The organism is Bradyrhizobium zhanjiangense (genome assembly GCF_004114935.1).
GTDB classification, from domain to species: domain Bacteria; phylum Pseudomonadota; class Alphaproteobacteria; order Rhizobiales; family Xanthobacteraceae; genus Bradyrhizobium; species Bradyrhizobium zhanjiangense.
Window position 1 is genome coordinate 24,292 of the sequence record NZ_CP022221.1, and the last position, 19,691, is coordinate 43,982.

Annotated in this window: 19 protein-coding genes; 8 read left to right on the forward strand and 11 right to left on the reverse strand. The window is 65.0% G+C overall.

What is annotated here, in order from left to right; genetic code table 11:
- Positions 1–3: 3 nt before the first annotated feature.
- Complete coding sequence (gene cobS / locus XH85_RS00135) at positions 4–1,002, reverse strand: cobaltochelatase subunit CobS (RefSeq protein ID WP_091893436.1); 999 nt, start codon at positions 1,000–1,002, stop codon at positions 4–6.
- 297 nt (positions 1,003–1,299) lie between these two features.
- Between cobS and XH85_RS00140 the strand changes: the two genes are divergently transcribed.
- Positions 1,300–1,959: a DedA family protein gene (locus tag XH85_RS00140; protein WP_128930233.1), complete on the forward strand. Its 660-nt coding sequence runs from the start codon at positions 1,300–1,302 to the stop codon at positions 1,957–1,959.
- Between the two features lie 168 nt (positions 1,960–2,127).
- Here the strand turns inward: XH85_RS00140 and XH85_RS00145 are convergent, their stop codons facing one another.
- The gene (locus XH85_RS00145; RefSeq protein WP_128930234.1) at positions 2,128–3,348 is read right to left on the reverse strand and encodes a citrate/2-methylcitrate synthase; all 1,221 of its coding nucleotides are present in this window, start codon (positions 3,346–3,348) and stop codon (positions 2,128–2,130) included.
- A 77-nt stretch (positions 3,349–3,425) separates the two neighbouring features.
- On the opposite strand from XH85_RS00145, the gene XH85_RS00150 reads away from it, so the two are divergent.
- Together XH85_RS00150 and XH85_RS00155 are read left to right on the forward strand one after the other, a co-directional pair.
- On the forward strand, positions 3,426–4,520 hold the full coding sequence (locus XH85_RS00150) for a citrate synthase/methylcitrate synthase (protein ID WP_128930235.1): 1,095 nt from the start codon (positions 3,426–3,428) through the stop codon (positions 4,518–4,520).
- 256 nt (positions 4,521–4,776) lie between these two features.
- Positions 4,777–5,814 carry a sensor histidine kinase gene (locus XH85_RS00155; RefSeq protein ID WP_128930236.1) on the forward strand — a complete coding sequence of 346 codons (1,038 nt, stop codon included), beginning with the start codon at positions 4,777–4,779 and terminating at the stop codon, positions 5,812–5,814.
- Between the two features lie 2 nt (positions 5,815–5,816).
- Here XH85_RS00155 and XH85_RS00160 read toward each other — a convergent pair whose 3' ends face one another.
- On the reverse strand, positions 5,817–6,449 hold the full coding sequence (locus XH85_RS00160; RefSeq protein WP_091893426.1) for a J domain-containing protein: 633 nt from the start codon (positions 6,447–6,449) through the stop codon (positions 5,817–5,819).
- Positions 6,450–6,578: 129 nt separating this feature from the next.
- On the opposite strand from XH85_RS00160, the gene XH85_RS00165 reads away from it, so the two are divergent.
- Positions 6,579–6,848, forward strand: a complete 270-nt coding sequence (locus tag XH85_RS00165; RefSeq protein WP_128930237.1) for a BolA family protein — start codon at positions 6,579–6,581, stop codon at positions 6,846–6,848.
- 51 nt (positions 6,849–6,899) lie between these two features.
- Here XH85_RS00165 and XH85_RS00170 read toward each other — a convergent pair whose 3' ends face one another.
- The 3 genes from XH85_RS00170 to XH85_RS00180 form a co-directional block, all read right to left on the reverse strand.
- Entirely contained in the window at positions 6,900–8,204 is a 1,305-nt protein-coding gene (locus XH85_RS00170; protein WP_091893423.1) for an HlyC/CorC family transporter, read from the reverse strand.
- Positions 8,205–8,296: 92 nt separating this feature from the next.
- Positions 8,297–9,445, reverse strand: a complete 1,149-nt coding sequence (aroB, locus tag XH85_RS00175) for a 3-dehydroquinate synthase (RefSeq protein WP_128930238.1) — start codon at positions 9,443–9,445, stop codon at positions 8,297–8,299.
- A complete protein-coding gene (locus tag XH85_RS00180; protein ID WP_164934770.1) occupies positions 9,442–10,053 on the reverse strand; it encodes a shikimate kinase in 612 nt (203 codons plus the stop codon). The genes aroB and XH85_RS00180 overlap by 4 nt, the downstream gene beginning before the upstream one ends.
- 146 nt (positions 10,054–10,199) lie before the next feature.
- Here XH85_RS00180 and XH85_RS00185 point away from each other — a divergent pair, with 146 nt between their 5' ends.
- The 4 genes from XH85_RS00185 (at position 10,200) to XH85_RS00205 (ending at position 14,785) form a co-directional block, all read left to right on the forward strand.
- A complete protein-coding gene (locus XH85_RS00185; RefSeq protein ID WP_074116966.1) occupies positions 10,200–10,346 on the forward strand; it encodes a histidine kinase in 147 nt (48 codons plus the stop codon).
- Positions 10,347–10,363: 17 nt separating this feature from the next.
- Positions 10,364–11,320, forward strand: coding sequence for a site-specific tyrosine recombinase XerD (gene xerD, locus XH85_RS00190; protein ID WP_128930240.1), 957 nt, complete (start codon positions 10,364–10,366; stop codon positions 11,318–11,320).
- Between the two features lie 302 nt (positions 11,321–11,622).
- The gene (locus XH85_RS00200; RefSeq protein ID WP_128930241.1) at positions 11,623–12,585 is read left to right on the forward strand and encodes an acetyl-CoA carboxylase carboxyltransferase subunit alpha; all 963 of its coding nucleotides are present in this window, start codon (positions 11,623–11,625) and stop codon (positions 12,583–12,585) included.
- A 637-nt stretch (positions 12,586–13,222) separates the two neighbouring features.
- A complete protein-coding gene (locus tag XH85_RS00205; RefSeq protein WP_164940456.1) occupies positions 13,223–14,785 on the forward strand; it encodes a L,D-transpeptidase family protein in 1,563 nt (520 codons plus the stop codon).
- A 231-nt stretch (positions 14,786–15,016) separates the two neighbouring features.
- On the opposite strand, the gene XH85_RS00210 is transcribed toward XH85_RS00205, so the two are convergent.
- From XH85_RS00210 to XH85_RS00230, 5 genes are read right to left on the reverse strand one after another with little or no spacing between them, the layout of a single operon-like run.
- Complete coding sequence (locus tag XH85_RS00210) at positions 15,017–15,712, reverse strand: ABC transporter ATP-binding protein (protein WP_128930243.1); 696 nt, start codon at positions 15,710–15,712, stop codon at positions 15,017–15,019.
- Positions 15,705–16,439 carry an ABC transporter ATP-binding protein gene (locus tag XH85_RS00215; RefSeq protein WP_128930244.1) on the reverse strand — a complete coding sequence of 245 codons (735 nt, stop codon included), beginning with the start codon at positions 16,437–16,439 and terminating at the stop codon, positions 15,705–15,707. Before XH85_RS00215 ends, XH85_RS00210 begins: the two co-directional genes overlap by 8 nt.
- On the reverse strand, positions 16,426–17,523 hold the full coding sequence (locus tag XH85_RS00220) for a branched-chain amino acid ABC transporter permease (RefSeq protein ID WP_128930245.1): 1,098 nt from the start codon (positions 17,521–17,523) through the stop codon (positions 16,426–16,428). The genes XH85_RS00215 and XH85_RS00220 overlap by 14 nt, the downstream gene beginning before the upstream one ends.
- Positions 17,524–17,529: 6 nt before the next feature.
- Positions 17,530–18,747: a substrate-binding protein gene (locus XH85_RS00225; RefSeq protein ID WP_128930246.1), complete on the reverse strand. Its 1,218-nt coding sequence runs from the start codon at positions 18,745–18,747 to the stop codon at positions 17,530–17,532.
- A 4-nt stretch (positions 18,748–18,751) separates the two neighbouring features.
- On the reverse strand, positions 18,752–19,609 hold the full coding sequence (locus tag XH85_RS00230) for a branched-chain amino acid ABC transporter permease (protein ID WP_128930247.1): 858 nt from the start codon (positions 19,607–19,609) through the stop codon (positions 18,752–18,754).
- Positions 19,610–19,691 lie beyond the last annotated feature (82 nt).

Here is a 19,691-nt window from a genome sequence, read left to right on the forward strand (position 1 = left end):
GGTCTAGCTCAGCGCCACGTTCACCGCCGATTCCGGCAGCTCCGCGTTGAAGCAGCGCTGGTAGAACTCGGCGACCAGCGGACGCTCGAGCTCGTCGCATTTGTTGAGGAAGGTGACGCGGAAGGCGAAGCCGATATCGCCGAAGATGTCGGAGTTCTCCGCCCAGGTGATCACCGTGCGCGGGCTCATCACCGTCGACAGATCGCCGTTGGCGAAGGCGTTGCGGGTGAGGTCAGCGAGGCGCACCATCTTGTTGACGATGTCGCGGCCCTCCTGAGTGCGATAGTGCTTGGCCTTGGCCAGCACGATCTCCACTTCCTCGTCATGGCTGAGATAGTTCAGCGTGGTGACGATCGACCAGCGGTCCATCTGGCCCTGGTTGATCTGCTGGGTGCCGTGATAGAGGCCCGAGGTGTCGCCGAGGCCGACGGTATTCGCCGTGGCGAACAGGCGGAACGCCGGATGCGGCTTGATCACCTTGTTCTGGTCCAAGAGCGTCAGGCGGCCGGAGACCTCCAGCACGCGCTGGATCACGAACATCACGTCGGGGCGGCCGGCGTCGTATTCGTCGAACACCAGCGCGACGTTGTTCTGCAGCGCCCAGGGCAAAATGCCGTCGCGGAATTCGGTGACCTGCTTGCCGTCCTTGACCACGATCGAGTCCTTGCCGACGAGGTCGATACGGCTGATATGGCTGTCTAGGTTGACGCGCACGCAGGGCCAGTTCAGGCGCGCGGCGACCTGCTCGATATGGGTGGATTTGCCGGTGCCGTGATAGCCGGTCACCATCACGCGGCGGTTCTTGGCGAAGCCGGCGAGAATGGCGAGCGTGGTGGCGCGGTCGAAGCGGTAGTCGGAATCCACTTCGGGCACATGAGGATCGACTTCGGAATAGGCCGGGACTTCGAGATCGCTGTCGATCCCGAACACCTGGCGCACCGACACTTTCATGTCGGGCTGACCGGAAACTTCCTCAACTTTGGACAGGGCGGCGGTCGTCATCAATCCTCCGAGGTCCCGGGCGGTCCCGAAACCGGTTATTCGCACGTTGGCTGCGGCTGGGTGCTGAAACTCAACCTATCAGAGACAAGTGGCCGGCAGAAGCCCGCCCACCAATCAAAGTTCCTTTGTCTTTTCATTTAGATAGGCAAGGAACGCAGTTTTTGGAGGGCTGCCTTGCGAATCACGCTCGAATCTCAGGCGGTTGACGCCTTCTGCCTGCGCGGATGGCACTGTTGCCGCATGTGCTTACCTATGTAGGGTCTGAATTCCAGTACTCCAGCCCGCTACAGAGACGACGTGACATCCTTCCTCGATCCCCTCATCGCCTTCGTCTCGGCCCATGCGTGGCTGGCCTATCTGACCCTGTTCCTGGCGGCGCTGCTCGAAGCGGTGCCGGTCGTCGGGTCGGTGATCCCCGGCTCGACCATCATCCTGGCGCTGAGCGCGCTGGTTCCGGGCGGCGAGCTGAAGCTGCCATGGGTGCTGCTGGCGGCCGCACTCGGCGCGGTGCTCGGGGACGGATCGGCCTATTGGATCGGGCACCGGCAGCAACGGGAGATCCTCAACACCTGGCCGCTGATGAACTATCCGCGGCTGGTCGCGCAGAGCGAGAGCTTCTTCCATCGCTTCGGCACCTGGGCGGTGTTCTTCGCCCGCTTCGTACCCCCGATCCGCGCCTTCGTGCCTGTTACCGCCGGCGCGCTCGGCATGGCGCCGGCGAAATTCTACGCGGTGAACATCCCGGCGATCCTGGCCTGGGCGCCGGCGCATGTGCTGCCGGGCGTGCTCGCGGTCTCAGCGCTGCATGAATATGCCGGGCTGCATCATCATGGGCATGTCGGCAAGCACATCTGGATTTTGACCGTGGTGGGCGTGGCGATCGTGGTGGGCGTTGGGCTCTGGTTCATCCGCCGAAGGCACGGCAGCGGTGTCGCGGAAGCGAAGCCGCGGGGTTGAGGACTTTCCCTCGAGTCGTCCTGGCGAAAGCCAGGACCCATTACCCCAATGCGTTGTTTGGCGAAGATTGGGCGCTCGGTACTCCAAGCGTCCGCATCGGTAGATTCCGCGGTATGGGTCCTGGCCTTCGCCAGGACGACGGCGGAGAGGGCCGCTCTCGCAACGTCCCTAACCAACACCCCCCCCCCTCCGTCCCGGCGCCGGCCCGACATACCTTGCCCGCGGCCTGATCAGCTTGCCGAACTGCAATTGCTCGCTGGCATGGGCGATCCAGCCGACGCTGCGGGCCATGGCGAACAAAGCGAGCTCGCTGCCGACGGGCAGGCGCAGGGCGTGCACGAGCACGGCGAGTGCGTAGTCGATGTTGACGAACTCGCCGGTCGCCTCCGCGATCCGCTCCGGCACCTCGCGGGTGAACTTTCGCGGTGCGCCGGCGCGCGACAAGGCATTCAGCAGCGATTGCGCGCGGGGATCGCCGCGCTTGTAGACGCCATGGCCGAAGCCGGCAAAACGCTCGCCGAGCGCGACGCGTTCGCGCACCATCGGCTCGACGTCACGATCGATCAGCGTCTTCACGAGCTGCGAGGCCAGCACGCCGGCGCCGCCATGCTTGGGACCTTTCAGCGCGGCGAGGCCGGCGATCACCGAGTCATAGAGATTGAGACCGGTCGAGGCGGCACAGCGCGCGGTGAAGGTCGAGGCGTTCAATTCATGGTCGGCGAGCAGCACCAGCGCGCGGCGGATCAGATCGGGAGCATGCTTGTTGTCGGCCGCCCACGCCTTCGCAACCTGCTGATGCAGCGGCTCGGCCGATGGCTCGGCATTGAGCATGGTCGCGACCAGCAGGCGGACGATGCGCGCGCCGACCATGGCGCGGCCATCCGGCGCGCGGGTGAAGGCGCGAGGATCGGCGCTCGCAGCCAGCGCGAGCACGGCGATAGCGCGGTCGATCGGCGCCGCCCGCCGCGCGGCCTGCCCGATCGTCCGCATCTCCTCGGAGAGAAAGGGCTGATTGTCCTGATCGAACGGATCGACGCCGGAGACGTCCCACAGCAGCGTCGCCGTGTGCTCCAGCGTGTCGCTCTCGGCGAGATCGACGCAGTTGACCCCGCGGTAGATCGCGCCCTCCTCGGTGATGGTCGAGATCTCCGTGTCCATCACCGGCAGGTCGGCGTCGAAGCTGCGCAGGCCCCTTGGCTCCGGCGACGGCACCCGGCGCTCCTTGAGCGCGCGGACGTCCTCGGCGCGGTAGCGGTTCCTGCGGGAATCCGTTGTCGGCTCGGAGCGGATCAGGCCGCGGCTGACATAGGCGTAGAGCGTGGCCGGCGAGATCGCGAGCTCGGCGGCGGCTTCCCGGGCGGAGAGGTAGAGCCCATCGGAATTTTTCATATTGATTTATGTAATCAAGATTGATCAATCTGTCGAGAGGCCCGACCTTTCCCATGCGTCAAACAGGAGATTGGGCCATGAACATCCACCTCACCAAAAGCCAGATCGGGCTGGACGGCGTTCCCGCGGCGGAGACCGTGCTGAGCCATGTCGATGGCGAGCGCGGCGAGCTGATCATCGCCGGCGAGCATGTCGGCAGCCTCGCCGCCAAATCGAGCTTCGAGGGCGTCACCGCCCGGCTCTGGAACGGCGCCAGCAAGACCAGCTTAAGCGAAGGCAATGTGCGGGCGAGCCTGGGTGCCGCGCGTGAGCGCGCCTTCGCGCGATTGCCGGATCTGTTGCCGGCGACACAAGGCATGGGCATCGTCGACGGGTTTCGCGCGGCGGTCGCGGGACTTCGCGCCGAACATGGACTGGAGCACGAGGCCACCATCGTCGGCGCGTTTCCAGTGATCGCCGGCGCGCTGGTCCGCCGCGCAAAAGGACTCGAGCCGGTCGCGCCCGATCCCAGCGTGAGCCACGCCGCCGACACGCTGCGCATGCTGCACGGGCGGGCGCCTGCAACGCGCGAGGTCACCGCGCTCGATGCCTATCTCGTCACCGTCTGCGACCATGGCATGAATGCCTCGACCTTCACGACGCGCGTGGTGGCCTCGACGCAAGCCGATCTGTTCGCCGCCGTGACCGCGGGCTATTGCGCGCTCACCGGCCCCTTGCATGGCGGCGCGCCGGAGCCGGTGCTTGAGATGCTCGATGCGATCGGCTCGCGCGAATGCATCCAGAGCTGGGTCGATGCGGCGCTGGCACGCGGCGAGCGGATGATGGGTTTTGGTCACCGCGTCTATCGCGTGCGCGACCCGCGTGCCGACGTGCTGAAGACCGCGATCGAGGCACTGGCTTCCAACGGCGCCGACCTGCCCTTTGCCGGCGAGGTCGAAGCCTATATCCGCAGCGCGCTGCGCAAGAAGAATCCGGATCGGCCGCTGGAGACCAATGTCGAGTTCTTCACCGCCATCCTGCTCGATGCACTCGCAATTCCGAGGCAGGCCTTCACGCCGATCTTCGCGGTGGCGCGTGTGGCAGGATGGACCGCGCATGCGCGCGAGCAGCAGCGCACGGGACGGCTGATCCGGCCGAGTTCGTGTTATGTGGGGGTCATGCCGAAGGAATGATGAAGTAGCCTGGATGGAGCGAAGCGAAATCCAGGAAAGTCGCTTGTGTGAGAAAGACCCGGATTACGCTGACGCTCCATCCAGGCTACGCGGCTGAGGACTAAGAGAAAGGCGACAGCGGAGCTCCCACTCCGCCGTCGTGCAGGCAAAGTCTTGATCTACGACAGGTTGAGAGGGGTCTATACGTCTCCGACGAGCACTGTGGAACGAATGCGCGGCCGGCGAATTGCCTGAGCTGGCCCCGCAGAGGAACGCGATGCTGGACTTGCTTGGACATTCGGACGAGGCCAGGATCGGCGAGATCGCGAGGCAAGCAGCGAGCAGGAGCGCTGGCGGCGCGGATTCCGAGAGGCGATTCCGGGACTTGCTCCAGGCGCTGCCCGCCGCGATCTATACGACCGACGCAGAAGGCCGCATTACCTTCTTCAATCAAGCCTGCATCGATTTTGCCGGACGGACGCCAGAGGCCGGCGCGATGTGGTGCGTGACATGGAAGCTCTATCTGCCCGACGGCACGCCGCTTCCTCACGATGAGTGCCCCATGGCAATCGCGCTCAAGCAGAACCGGCCGGTGCGCGACGTCGAGGCCGTGGCCGAACGGCCGGACGGCTCGCGGATTTGCTTCATGCCCTATCCGACGCCCCTGCGCGACGAACGCGGCCGACTGGTCGGCGCAGTGAACATGCTGGTCGACATCACGGCTCGCAAGCAGGCCGAGCAGCGGATGATGCTCCTCGCCTACGAGGTCGATCATCGTTCGAACAATCTGCTCGCGGTGACGCAGGCGATGCTGCGGCTGACGAAGGCCGAGACCGCTGCAGAATTCCAGGCCGCGTTTCAAGGCCGACTTAGTGCGCTTGCCAACGTGCAGAGGCTGTTCTCGGCGTCGCGCTGGACCGGTGCGAGTCTGAAGACCATCGTCGAAGACGAACTCCGGCCGTACGCAGGCGGAGACGGCGAACGTATCAGTATCACTGGAGACGACATCCGCCTGCCGGCGACGCTCGCCCAATCGATCGCGGTCGCCGTGCACGAGCTTGCGACCAACGCCGCCAAATACGGGTCGCTATCGACGCCTTCGGGCCGGCTGGAGATCCGCTGGGAGGCCAATGGTGCAGAACCTCTCGTGCTGCACTGGTCGGAGCGCGGCGGTCCCAGGGTCGACGAGCCGCCGACGCGCAAGGGCTTTGGCATCGGCGCGGTCGATGGCATCATCCGGACCTTGCGCGGACGGGTGACCCGGTGGTGGAAGCCGGAAGGACTGGTTTGCGAACTGTCCTTCCCGGAGGCGTAGCCTTACGCCTCCCGCACCACCGTCTTCAGATAATTATACGCCTTGATGATCTCGATCAGGCGGTCTTCGGTCGAGCGGTCGCCGCCATTGGCATCGGGGTGGTGCTGCTTCACCAGGGCCTTGTACTTGGTCTTGACGTCGGCGAGCGTGGCGTCGGGGCCGAGGCCCATGACCTGCAGCGCCTTGCGCTCGGCGTTCATTACCTTGCGCGTCTCGGCCTTGGGCTGAGCCTCGGGACCGCGGCGCCAGCTGGCGCGGCCGTTGATCTCACTGAACATGCTGAACGGATCGAACGCGCCATCGATCTCGGCTTCCGAAGCTTTCTTGCCGCCGTTGGCCCCCATCTTCCAGGTCGGGCGGTGGCCGGTCAGCGCATCCTTCTGGTAGCGCGCGACCGCATCGGCATTCATGCCCGAGAAGAAATTGTAGTTCTGGTTGTACTCGCGGACGTGCTCCAGGCAGAAGTGCCAGTACTCGCGCGAATTCTCGCGCCCCTTCGGCGCGCGGTGGCTGCCCTTGTTCTGGCAGCCGGTCCATTCGCAGGCGACCACGGTCTCGCGCGGCTTCGCTTCCGGCTGCTTGCCGCGCGGCTTGACGCGGATGGAGTCGAAGAACTTTGATGAATCGATCGGCATGGCTGACTTTGACTACGCAATGCAAAAACCTTCAAGTCTTGACATTGCAATTAGCTAGAAACCCGGTCGCAGTTACCTGGGACTCCCGGGTATTGACGGGGTGCGACCGCGCACCTTAATGGCACACACATGGCTATCAGAGACACTATCAGCAACAGGTTGCAAGAAGCTTTCAAGCCGGAAAGCCTGCAGGTCGTCGACGAGTCACATTTGCATGAGGGTCACGCCGGCCATCGGCCGAGCGGCGAGACGCACTTCCGTGTTTATATCGTGTCTGAGGCCTTCAAAGGGAAGAGCCGGGTCGATCGCCACCGCATGATAAATTCGGCGCTGGCTGCGGAACTCGCCGGCGGCGTCCACGCGCTAGCGATCCACGCGAAGGCGCCGGGGGAAAGGTGATCTCCTCTTACCCTCCCCTGATGAGGCCCCTCCAGGGGAGGGTAAGCGACATCAAAACGACGTCCCGGCCCGCCTCGGTTTTGCTTCCTCCAGCTCCGCCTCGCGCGGCACCGGTGAGATGCGGAGCGCGGTGATGCGGTTGCGTTCGCGGCGGAGGACGCGGAAACGGAAGCCGTGGAAGGTGAAGCTCTGGCCGCGGTCGGGGATCGAGCGGGCCTCGTGAATGACGAGGCCGGCCACCGTGGTCGCCTCCTCGTCGGGCAGGTGCCAGTCCATGGCGCGGTTGAGATCGCGGATCGGCACCGAGCCGTCGACCACGACCGAGCCGTCCGGCTGGGCGCGCACGCCGGCGACCACGACGTCGTGCTCGTCGGAGATGTCGCCGACGATCTCCTCCAAAATGTCTTCCAGCGTCACGAGCCCTTCAACCTCGCCGTACTCGTCGACGACGAGCGCGAAATGGGTCTTGCGGCGGCGGAACGCCTTGAGCTGCTCAGAGACCGGGCGCATCTCCGGCACGAACCAGGGCGGCAGCGCGATGGTGGAGACATCGATCCGCGAGGTGTCGCCGTCGGAGGCGCGGATCGCGCGCAGGAGATCCTTGGCGTGGAGCACGCCGATGATGTTCTCGGGCTTCTCGCGCCACAGCGGGATGCGGGTGTATTCGGTCGCCAGCACCTCGCGCACCAGCTCTTCCGGCGGCAAATCGGCATTGATCATCATCATCTCGGTGCGATGGATCATGACGTCGGAGACCTGGAGCTCGCGCAGATCGAGCAGGCCACCAAGCATGTCGCGGTCATGCTTCTCGAACTTGCCTTCGTGGTGCAACAGGTCGACCGCGCCGCGCAGGCGCTCGGTCGGCGACAGGATCGCCTGATGCTCGCCGGCGAGGCCAAACAGGCGCAGCAACAGGCGCACAATGACTTCCACGATGCGCAGCAGCGGCCCCAGCACGTACATGGTCAGCCGCATCGGGCGTGCGACCGCAAGCGCCACGCGGTCCGGCGCGTTGATGGCGATGGTCTTCGGCAGAACCTCCGCGAAGATCACGACCAGCGCCGTCATCACCCCGGTCGCATAGAGCACGCCGACATCACCGAACCAGGCCGTGAATATCGCGGTGGCGATCGCGGAGGAGCCGATATTGGCGATGTTGTTGCCGAGCAGCAGCGCGCCGATCAGGCGCTCGCGCATGTCGAGCAGCTGCGAGACGACGTCGGCGTCGTGATTGCCCTGCTTGGAGAGCCTGAGCATGCTGGAGCGCGAGGCGCCGGTCAGCGCGGTCTCGCTCGCGGCGAAGAACGCCGAGACCAGGAGGCAGAGGACAACGATGGTGAATCCGAGCCAGTCCATGCACCACTCTAGCTTCTTGTTTGGACGCGTTGTCTTGACGCGAACCGGTATCCACTTCGCGCGAAAACGCTTTGGCGCCGTTCAGCCGCGCATCACGCCTTCTGCGCAAGCTTCTCTTGCAGGAAATCGCGCACCGGGGCGGGCTCGACATCCTTGGCGATCACCGCGCGCCCGACGGCCTCCAGCAGGATGAAGGTGAGCTTGCCGCGCTTGACCTTCTTGTCCTGCGCCATCAGCGCCATCAGCGCGTCGGCATCGGCAAGCCCTTCCTGGGCAAAACCCGCGATGTCCTGCAAACGCGTCGGCAGGCCAGCCTCGACCAGATGCCGCTCGACGCGCGTCGCGTCCTGCTCGCCGATCATGCCGAGCTTGGCCGAGAACTGCACCGCCAGTGTCATGCCGATCGCGACGCCCTCGCCGTGGAACAGGCGGTCGGAGAAGCCGGTCGCCGCTTCCAGTGCGTGACCAAAGGTATGGCCGAGATTGAGCAGCGCGCGCTCGCCGGTTTCGCGCTCATCGCGCGAGACGACGCCGGCCTTGGCGCGGCACGACGTCGCGATGGCATGCTCGCGCGCCGAGCCACCCCTGAAGATGTCGGCATGGTTCTTCTCCAGCCAGCTGAAGAAGGCTTCGTCGCCGAGCACGCCATATTTGGCGACCTCGGCATAGCCGGCGCGGAATTGCCGCGGCGACAGCGTATCGAGCACGGCGGTGTCGGCGATGACCAGCACCGGCTGGTGGAAGGCGCCGAGCAGGTTCTTGCCCTGCGGCGAGTTGATGCCGGTCTTGCCGCCGACGGATGAATCGACCTGCGCCAGCAGCGAGGTCGGCACCTGCACGAAATCGACGCCGCGGCGCAGGATCGCCGCGGCAAAGCCGGCGAGATCGCCGACCACGCCGCCGCCGAGCGCGATGACGAGATCGTTGCGCTCGATTTTTGCGGCGATCAGGGCCTCGCTGACCTTTTCCAGGCCCGCATAGGTTTTGGAGATCTCGCCTTCCTCGACCACGATGCGCGACGTCGGAATGCCGGCGGCAGCAAGCGAAGCTTCGGTGGGTTCCAGCCAGTGCTTTGCAACGGTGCGATCGGTCACTACAGCGGTGCGCACGCCGGGGCGCAAGCGCGCGACGCGCTCGCCGAGCGAGGCCAGCACGCCGCGGCCGATGACGATGTCATAGGCGCGCTCGCCCAGCGCGACATCGACATTGACAGGATCGGAATGTTTCAAGGGCGCAGTCATCGTACGGCACTCGCAAGGTCAGCAGGCGGCACGCCGCAGAGATGGGCGTGCAGCGTCTCGATGCATTCCTCGACGATCTTGTCGTGCGGCACGTCGCGCGAGGCGATGGTGAGGTCGGCATGGCGATAGACCGGCTCGCGCTCGGTGAGCAGGCGCGTCACGGTTCCTTCGGGATCGGCGGTCTGGAGCAGCGGGCGATCGGCACGGCGCCGCACCCGACGCATGATGACGTCGTGGTCGGCCTTGAGCCAGATCGAGACCGCTTTCGCGGCGATGCGCGCGCGCGTCTCCTCGCGCATGAAGGCGCCGCCGCCGGTCGCGAGTACGATCGGCCCACCGTCCAGCAGCCGCGCGATCACGCGGGCCTCGCCGTCGCGGAAATGCGGCTCGCCATGGCGCTCGAAAATTTCCGGTATGGTCATGCCGGCCGCCGCCTCGATCTCGGTGTCGGCGTCGACGAAAGGCAGCTTGAGCCGCGCCGCCATGCGGCGGCCGATGGTGGATTTGCCCACCCCCATCATGCCGACCAGCACGATCGAGCGCGCCCCGAGCGCCGACAGGATGTCGGCCTCAGGCGAACCGGATAGCGGTAACGCGGCGTCGGACATGGATCTCGCTCGATCTGCCGCCAAAGGCGGCATGCTTTCGCCACCTATACGACCCCGCAGGGGGCCTCGCCAGAGGACTCTTGCCACGAAACGGCGAACATGTTGGATGATTTCATTGGTTAATTTGGCCTCCGGACCCCAGCACGATGCCCAGCCTGTTCCGCTTCCTGACGGTCGTCGCCGTGATCGCCGGCATCGTCTATGGCGTGGTCTTCGCGCTGGCGAATTTCGTCAGTCCAAAGCCGCGGGAAATGACGGTGACGATCCCGCCTGACAAGTTTCTCAAGAAATAGCAGCTAGGCTCCAGGGCATGCGCACCAAGCCCTCCGATAGCAAGCTCACCGGCCTGTTCCTCGATATGCTCGCGGCGGAACAGGGTGCCGGGCCCAATACGCTCGATGCCTACCGCCGCGACCTCACCGATTTCTCGGAATTTTTGGGCCGCGCCGGCCACAGTTTTGTGGATGCGGAGACGCAAGTCCTGCGCGACTATCTCGCCGATCTCGATGCGCGCGGCTTCAAATCCACCAGCGTGGCGCGGCGGCTGTCGGCGGTGCGGTATCTGTTCCGCTTCCTCCTCAACGAGCGCATCCGTAGCGAGGATCCCGCAGCGATCCTGTCGGGACCCAAGCGCGGCCGCGGCCTGCCAAAAGTGCTGTCGATTGCCGATGTCGACCGCATGCTCCGCCGCGCCAAGGAATTGAGCGAGGCGGCGGATGCCTCGCCGTCGAAACGGCTGCGCGCTCTGAGGCTCTATTGCCTGCTCGAGGTGCTCTACGCCACCGGCTTGCGCGTCTCCGAGCTGGTGGCACTGCCGCGCTCGGCCGCCAAGCGCGATGCGCGCATGATCGTGGTGCGCGGCAAGGGCAACAAGGAACGCCTGGTACCGCTCAACGACGCCGCGCGGCAGGCGATGGCGGATTATCTCGCGGCGACGGAAGCTGCAAAGGCTGACAAGAAGAACAGCGTGGCCGCCTCGAAATGGCTGTTTCCCTCCTTCGGCGAGAGCGGACATCTGACGCGCCAGCATTTTGCCCGCGATCTGAAGGAGCTCGCGGTCGCCTCCGGGCTTCAGGCCCGGCTGGTCTCCCCGCACGTGCTGCGCCACGCCTTTGCCAGCCACCTGCTGCATAACGGTGCCGATTTGCGCATCGTGCAGACCCTGCTCGGCCACACCGACATCTCCACGACCCAGATCTACACCCATGTGGTCGAGGAGCGGCTGAAGAGTCTGGTGCGCGACCTCCACCCGCTGGCGGAGAAGTAATTTTTGCGGGAGGTGCACTCCCTCTCCCGCTTGCGGGATTGGGGAGAGGGTGTCTCCGCAAAGGGACAATCCCCAAGAGGAGAAAGCCCTCACCCGCGCCTTCGGCGCGACCTCTCCCGCAAGCGCGAGAGGCGACGATCCGCCTTGACTTCGGCCACATCTCCGCGGAAAGAGCCGTGGCCTCACGATTGATTTGGCTGGCGTCTCACGAGCACACAAGCCAAACCATTGAAGAAGCTACACTTCTTTCCACAACCCCAACCTCGTTTCGCTCTCTCGCCCCGTCCCCTTATATTGAGTTGATGCCAGACCACATGCGCAGCTATCTCGACTTCGAAAAGCCCGTCGCCGAGCTCGACTCCAAGGTCGACGAGCTCAGGATGTTGGCGGCCTCCGGCACCGACATCGCCGAGGAGATCGGGCGGATCGAGGACAAGGCGGCGCAGGCGCTGGCCGACCTCTATCTGAACCTGACACCGTGGCAGAAGATGCTGGTGGCGCGGCACCCGCAGCGGCCGCATTTCAACGACTTCATCAAGGGCCTGATCACCGAATTCACGCCGCTGGCCGGCGACCGCAAATTCGGCGAGGACGAGGCGCTGGTCGCCGGCTTCGGCCGCTTCCGCGGCGAGCCGATCTGCGTGATGGGCCAGGAAAAGGGCGATTCCACCGAGAGCCGCATCCGGCACAATTTCGGCATGGCGCGGCCCGAAGGCTATCGCAAATGCGTGCGGCTGATGGAGATGGCCGAGCGGTTCGGCCTGCCGGTGCTGTCGCTCGCCGATTCCGCCGGCGCCTATCCCGGCATCGGCGCCGAGGAGCGGGGACAGGCCGAGGCGATCGCGCGCTCGACGGATGCCTGCCTGGCGCTGACGGTGCCGAACGTCGCCATCATCACCGGCGAGGGCATGTCGGGCGGCGCCATCGCCATCACCACCGCCAACAGAGTGTTGATGCTGGAGCACGCGATCTACAGCGTGATCTCACCGGAGGCCGCCTCCTCTATCCTCTGGCGCGACGGCACCAAGGCGCAGGAAGCCGCCAACAACATGAAGATCACCGCCCAGGACATGCTCCGCTTCGGCGTGATCGACAGCATTTTGAAGGAGCCGGTCGGCGGCGCCCACCGCGACCCCGCCGCCATGATCGCCACCACCGGCGACGCCATCGCCAAGGCCTTCGACGAGCTCCGGGGCCTCGACGGCGACGCCATCCGCAAGCAGCGGCGGCAGAAATTCCTCGATATCGGCCGGAAACTGGGCTGATTCGTCCCGATTTCGGCCCTGTAGGGTGGGCAAAGCGACTTGTCCGCCGTAGCTCGAAGAGCGAAGGCGGAAACGTGCCCACCATTCCCAGCCGCGCGACCGTCTGGGCTGATTCGGCCGGGTTCGACGACAAATACGGCTCTCTCAGCTCGTCGTCCTGGCGAAAGCCAGGACCCATACCGCGGAATCTCGCGATTGGGGACGCTGGGAGTACGAACCACGAGTCTTCGCCAAACCACTCCCTGTGGTTATGGTCCTGGCTTTCGCCAGGACGACACCGAGTTTGACGCTGGGGCAACCCCACCTTCCCGGTAACCCCGCATTAACCCTTTTTTTGCCCAAATCAGCGATCTCTGTTCCAATCCGGCCGAAAGGCCCAAGTTACGTCCCAAGTTACGTCCAAAGTCGCGTCCATTCAGTCTTCGTTGACCATGCCACTGGGCCAACGGGCTCGTGATCTCCGCTCGGGTTGCGACCACATGACCCAGAGGTTAGAATTTTAATCAATGGCTTCAGGGCATAAGCGCTGGGGCGTGGTCTGAAAAAGCCCGTCACGACGGGTCCGGATTTCCGGTCAGGCCGTGCTCCAGAAGAATTGGGGTTCGCGCTCGCTGCCCGGCACGGTGTGGGGTCCATCTTGATTTCTCGTTCGCTTGCTCGCGCGCTTTTGGCTTCGGCTGCGCTTGCCGCCAGCGTCGTGCTGGCCGGCTGCGACACCGACCAGGTTTCGCTCGCGACCAACGCCAAGGCCAACCAGCCGGTGCCGCCAAAGCTTCTCGCCGCGATGGTCGAGAAGAACATGGACCTGCAATCGCCGATCCTGGTCCGCCTGTTCAAGCAGGAGGCCGAGCTCGAGGTCTGGAAGCAGACCCGCTCAGGCCAGTTCGCGCTGCTCAAGACCTATCCGATCTGCCGCTGGTCGGGCGATCTCGGCCCCAAGGTCCGCGAAGGCGATCGCCAGGCGCCGGAAGGATTCTACTCGATCAATCCGAGCCAGATGAATCCGCAGTCGGCTTATTACCTGTCGTTCAACACGGGATATCCGAACGCGTTCGACAAGGCGCTCGGCCGCACCGGCTCGCAGCTGATGGTGCATGGCGATTGTTCGTCGCGCGGCTGTTACGCGATGACCGACGAGCAGATCGCCGAGATCTATTCGCTCGGCCGCGAATCCTTCTTCGGCGGCCAGAAGGCGTTCCAGCTCCAAGCCTATCCGTTCAAGATGACGCCGGTGAATATGGCCAAGCACCGGAACAATCCGAACATGGCCTTCTGGAAGATGATCAAGGAAGGCTATGATCATTTCGAGGTGACGCGGCAGGAGCCGAAAGTCGATTTCTGCGAGAAGAAATACGTGTTCGATGCCGCGAAGCCGGCGGACGCCAAGCGCGACCCGGTGTTCGATGCCTCGGCGAAGTGCCCGGCCTATGTGATCCCCGAGGACATCGCCAGCGCCGTGCGCGAAAAGCAGGCCAAGGACGAAGCCGAATACGCCAAGCTCGTCGCCAAGGGCACGCCGGTGGCGCGCATGAACACCGGCATCGACGGCGGCATGAACAAGATCTTCGCTGCCAAGATTCCGGAAGGCTCGACCGGCCTGTCGGAGGGCGCCGAGGGCACCACGCTGCAGATGCTGGCGATGGCGAAGGCGCCCGGCACGATTCCCGGCCACGTCAATCCGCCCAAGCCGAACCTCGATGCGGCAGCAAGCACGCCACAGGAAGAGCCGGTCACAGCTAGCAGCGCGCCCGCGACCAACACGCGCGTCGCCACGGCTGCGCCGGCCGAGAAATCGCAAGACAAATCTCAAGGCGGCGGCTTCTTCGCCAACCTCGGCCGCAAGATGGGCCTCGGCACGGCCGACACCACGGCGGCCACGCCTCCGCCGCAGGCCACGGCGTCCGTCGCGCCGGCCACCACGCCCACGACGCCGCCCACGGCAGCGTCGAGGCTGAAGGCCGCAGTGACCCGCTTCGTGCCGGGGCATGACAAATCCAAGGATGCGGCCAAGGACGCGCCGAAGCCGGCCGTAGCCGCCAAGCCAGCCGAGCCGGCCAAGCCCGACACCCGCCTCGCCGCAACGCGCCCGGCGCTGAAGCCCTCGGTATCGGATGCCGCCGGTGACAGCGGGCAGCTGGCCGGCGCCGCGCCGGTGGTGCAGTCGAACTCGTTCGACAGCCGGTTTGGGGCGGTGAAGTAACCCACCGCGACTTTCGGTCCAGTCTCCTTCGATCGACAGCGTCTCGCCGTCACCCTGAGGTGGCCGCTTCTTCAGCGGCCCTCGAAGGGCGACGGCCCGACTACCAGCTCGGCCGCGCATCCTTCGAGGCTCGCGGTGCGGTGCGCTTGCACCGCGCGGCTCGCGCCTCAGGATGACGGAACTGGCAGGGTGCAGGTTAACAAGGATTTGGAAGCCATTGCGTGCCGTCGTCTATGGCGCCAGATACCGCATCAGCTCCGGATTGCCCCTCACCTCACCCGCCTCGCCTTGCAGCGCGACCCTGCCGCGGTCGAGCACGTAGGCGTAGTCGGCGACGCGCAGCGCCAAGTCGAGGTGCTGCTCGACGATGATCACGGCGATGGTCTTTGCGAGTTCGATCAGGCGCTCGGTGATCTCCTCGATCACGCCGATCCAGACGCCTTCGGTCGGCTCGTCGAGCAGCAGCAGTTTTGGATCGCCCAGCATGGCGCGGCCGATGGCGAGCATCTTGCGCTCGCCGCCGGAGAGCGTGCCGGCGGGCTGGTCGAGGCGCTGGCCGAGTTTTGGGAAGATGGTCAGGACCCGGTCGACCGCAGAGCTATCCTTCCTCGCGAGCGAGCCGACCGCGAGATTGTCGCGCACCGACAGGCGCGCGAACACCGAATGCTCCTGCGGCACGTAGCCGATGCCGGCGCGCACGCGCTCCTGGGTGGCGCGGCGGCTGATGTCGCGGCCGTCGAAGGCGACCTCGCCCTTCCAGGCCGGCAGCTCGCCGACGATGGTCTTCATCAGCGTGGTCTTGCCAGCACCGTTGCGGCCGAGCACGGCGACGCCGCCGCGCCAGGGAATGCCGAGGCTGACGTCGAACAGCACCTGGCTGCGGCCATAGCCAGCGTCGAGATGCTTGATGTCCAAAAATTCAGGCACGGCGCAGATAAATCTCCTGGACGGATGTGTTGGCCTGGATTTCGGACACCGTGCCCGACGCCAACACCTTGCCCTGGTCGAGCACGGTGAGGCGATCGCAGATGTCGCGGATGAAATCGAGATCGTGCTCGACGATGACGAGCGAGCAATGCTGCTTGATCGGCTGGAGCAGTTCGCCGGTGACGCGGCGCTCCTCCAGGCTCATGCCGCCCGTGGGCTCGTCGAGCAGCAACAGCTTCGGCTTGCCCGCCAGCGCCATCGCGATCTCCAGCCATTGCTGCTGGCCGTGCGACAGCGCGGCGGCCGCATCGAAGGCGCGGTCGGCGAGGCGAAATTGCCTCAGCATGGTCATGACCTGGTCGTGCAGCCGCGTGCGCGTGCGCGAGAGCACGAGATCGAACAGCGAGCACTGTGCCTGCAGCGCGAGCAGGATGTTGTCGTACAGCGTCAGCGACGGCAACACGGACGTGATCTGGAACTTCAGGCTCATGCCGGCGCGGGCGCGCTCGGTTGGGGTGAACGCGGTGATGTCGGTGTTGACGAATGACACCCTGCCCTGCGTCGGCACTTCGGCGCCGGCGATGCACTTCATCAGCGTGCTCTTGCCGGAGCCGTTCGGACCGATCAGTCCGTGAAACTCGTTTTCGCCGACGGTGAGCGCCGCGCCATCGAGCGCGGTGAGCTTGCCGAAGACCTTTTTGATGCCGGCGGCCTCAAGAAGCGGCATTGCGCTTCTCCTTTGGCTTTTCACCAAAGCTGCCGACCCGCTCGCGCTCGCCGAGCACGAAACTGATCAACCCGAGCGGCCGGAATAGGATCACGAGCAGCAGCAGCAAGCCCAGGATGATCGGCCAGACGTCGCGGTAATTGTCCGACAGCCAGAAGCTGACGCCCTCGACGATGACGGTGCCGATGATGGCGCCGATCAGCGTGCCGGAGCCGCCGAACAGCACGTAGAGCACCACCTGGGTCGAGACCACGACGCCGACCATATTGGGCCAGACGAAACCTTCGTGGAAGGCATAGAGGCTGCCGGCAAGTCCTGCGATGGCGCCGCCGATGGTGAAGATGATGGCTTTGAGATGCTGGGCCTTGTAGCCGAAGAAAGCGATGCGCTGCTCGTTCTCGCGCAGGCCTGCGAGCGCCAGGCCGAATTGCGAGCGCACCAGGAAGCGGCACAGCAGGTAGACCACGACGAGGATGCCGAGCACGAGATAGTAGAACGCCGGCCCTTCCGAGAATTCGTATGAACCAAGCGACATCGGCGCGATCGAGGGGATGCCATTCTGGCCGCCGAGATAATACCAGCCGCGCGCCAGGCGATCGGCGGCGTAGGAGCCGGTCAACGTGCCCAGCGAGACGAAGATCACGCTGGAGGGGTGCCGTCCCAGCAGCAGGAAGCCGCCGAGCAGCAGCGCGAAGGTGAGACCGATCAACGTGCCCGCCGGCAGCACCAGAAAGATGTTGGTGATGTCGAGGTCGCGCGCGAGCAGCGCGACGCCGTAGCCGGCCGAGCCGAAGAACAGGGCCTGGCCGAAGCTCATGATCCCGGCGTAGCCCCAGACGAGGTCGAACGACAGTGCGAACAGCGCGAGAATGATCACGCGCGTTGCGAATACCGTGAGATAGTCCTGCAGCACCAGCGGCGCGAGCAGTGCGGCGACGAGCACGCCCCCTTCGACGATCGGCAGGACCTTTGGTCCTGCCTTGACTTGTTCCTTGGCCCGTCCCGCTGCCACGCGTTCAGCCATCGCGTCGTCCGCTTCGTCGCCGGCGATGGCCTCTCTTACCACACTCATCGGCTTCAGCATTCCGCCTCAGCATTCCTTGGGATCGACGAGCCCGCTGCTGCGGGCGACGATCTCGTAGTTTCCGCCCTTGGCGACCGCGGTGTACATCTTCATCTTGCAGTGCCGCTTGCCTGGCATCATCTCGGCAGGTCCGCCGGGACCTTCGGCGATCTTGGCGTGGTCGAGCGCGGCGGCTACCGACTCGCGGTCGATCTTGCCGGCCTCCTTGACCGCGGCTTCCCACAGCTTGAGGCCGCGATAGGTGCCGGTGGCGGCGCTGCCGGCGGCGAACAGGAAGTTGCCCGGGAAATCCTTCTCGTAGGCCGCCTGGATCTTTGCGTCGAACGGGTTCTCCTTGGTCAGCACCTTGAAATAGTCGAGGCAGCTGGCGAGGCCCTCGATCTCGGCGGCCTGGTTGATGTTGAGCGTGTTCTCGTCATAGTAGACGCAGGCGAGCCGTCCGCCGTTCTTGAGAAAGCCGGCTTCATAGAGCTGCTTGAAGAACGGTCCGACGCCCGGCGGAATGACGGTGTTGAAGACGACATCGACCTTGTTGGAGATGATGCGGTTGACGGTCGCGGAGAAGTCGATCTGGTCGAGCGGGTAATATTCCTCGAACACGACCTCGCCGCCATTCGCCTCGATCACCTTGCGGGCATAGATGTTGAGCGTGTGCGGCCAGACATAGTTGGCGCTCGGCAGCGCGAATTTCTTGCCGCCGTTCTTGATCAGCCAGGGGATGAACTCGTCGCATTGCTGCGCCGGCGTCGGGCCGGTGCAGAACAGGTAGGGCGTGCACTCCTTGCCCTCGTAAAGCTGCGGATAGATGTAGAGCGTCTTGCCTCGCGCCACGATCGGATCCTTGATCGCGTTGCGCATCGAGGAGGTGATACCGCCGAGCACCACGTCGACCTTGTCGCGCTGGATCAGTTTTCGCACGTTGCCGACCGCGACGGATTCGTTCGAGGCGGTATCCTCGATATAGAGCTCGAGCGGGCGGCCGAGCAGGCCGCCGGCGGCGTTGATCTCTTTGATCACCATCTTGGCGACGTTGGCATCGGCATTGCCGGCATAGGCGATCGGGCCGGTGAGGTCGGTGGCGATGCCGACCTTGATCGGGGCTTCGGCCGCATTGGCCCAGGGCGCCGGGATCACCCAGCTGCCGACGCCGGTTGCGACCGCACCGGACGCAAAGGCGAAGTTGGAGAGGAAGCGGCGCCGTGAGAGCTGAGTGCGATCGAACATGTGACTAAACCCCTTTTCCAGCGATGAGGCCCTGCGGGCGGAATTTGATGAAGACAATGGCGAGCACGAAGACGAGCACGTCGGCGACGACGGGCGCCATCACCCAGGGCAGCGCGGCGCTGAGCGTGCCGATGACGCCCGCGCCGGCGACCGGACCGATGAAGGAGCCGACGCCGCCGACCATGACCGCGACAAAACCCTGGATCAGGAAGCGCAGGCCGAGATCGGCAAACAGGCTGAACACCGGTACGATCAGCGCACCGGCAAGGCCGGCCAGCGCTGCGCCAAACGCAAAGGTGGCGCCGTAGATCAGCGGCGTGGAGATGCCCGACGCACGCGCCAGCGACGGATTCTCCAGCGTCGCCCTCACGCGCAGGCCAAAACTCGTGCGCGACAGCAGCAGATAGCAGCCGCCCATCACCAAGAGCGTGATGACGATGATGGTAAAACGCCAGGCCGAGATGTGCATGGCGCCGATGTCGAGCGAGCCGCCGATTGGTTCGGGCACGGTGAGATAGAAGCCGCCGATCAGGCCGCGCACGGATTCGCGGATGATGAGGCCGAGCGCATAGGTGCCGAGCATGGCGACGATGGGCGCGGCGTAGAAGCGGCGGATGATCAACGCCTCCAGCACGAAGCCGAGCGCGCCGACCACAAAGGGCGCCGCAACCATGCCGGCCCAGATCGGCAGTCCCTTGGCATAGGCGAGATAGGTGATGTAGGCCCCGAGCAGGACGAACTCGCCCTGCGCGAAGTTGAAAATGCCCATCATGCTGGCGATGATCCCGAGCCCCAGCACGATCAGGACGATGATCGCGCCGAAGCTCAGGATCTCGAACGCCGCGACGAACGCGTTAGCCATGCGCCAGAGCCTTTCCCGTTCCGATGGAATCGGAACTGGGCTCTGGATTCTTGTTTTGACGCGTTTTCTTGACGCGAACCGG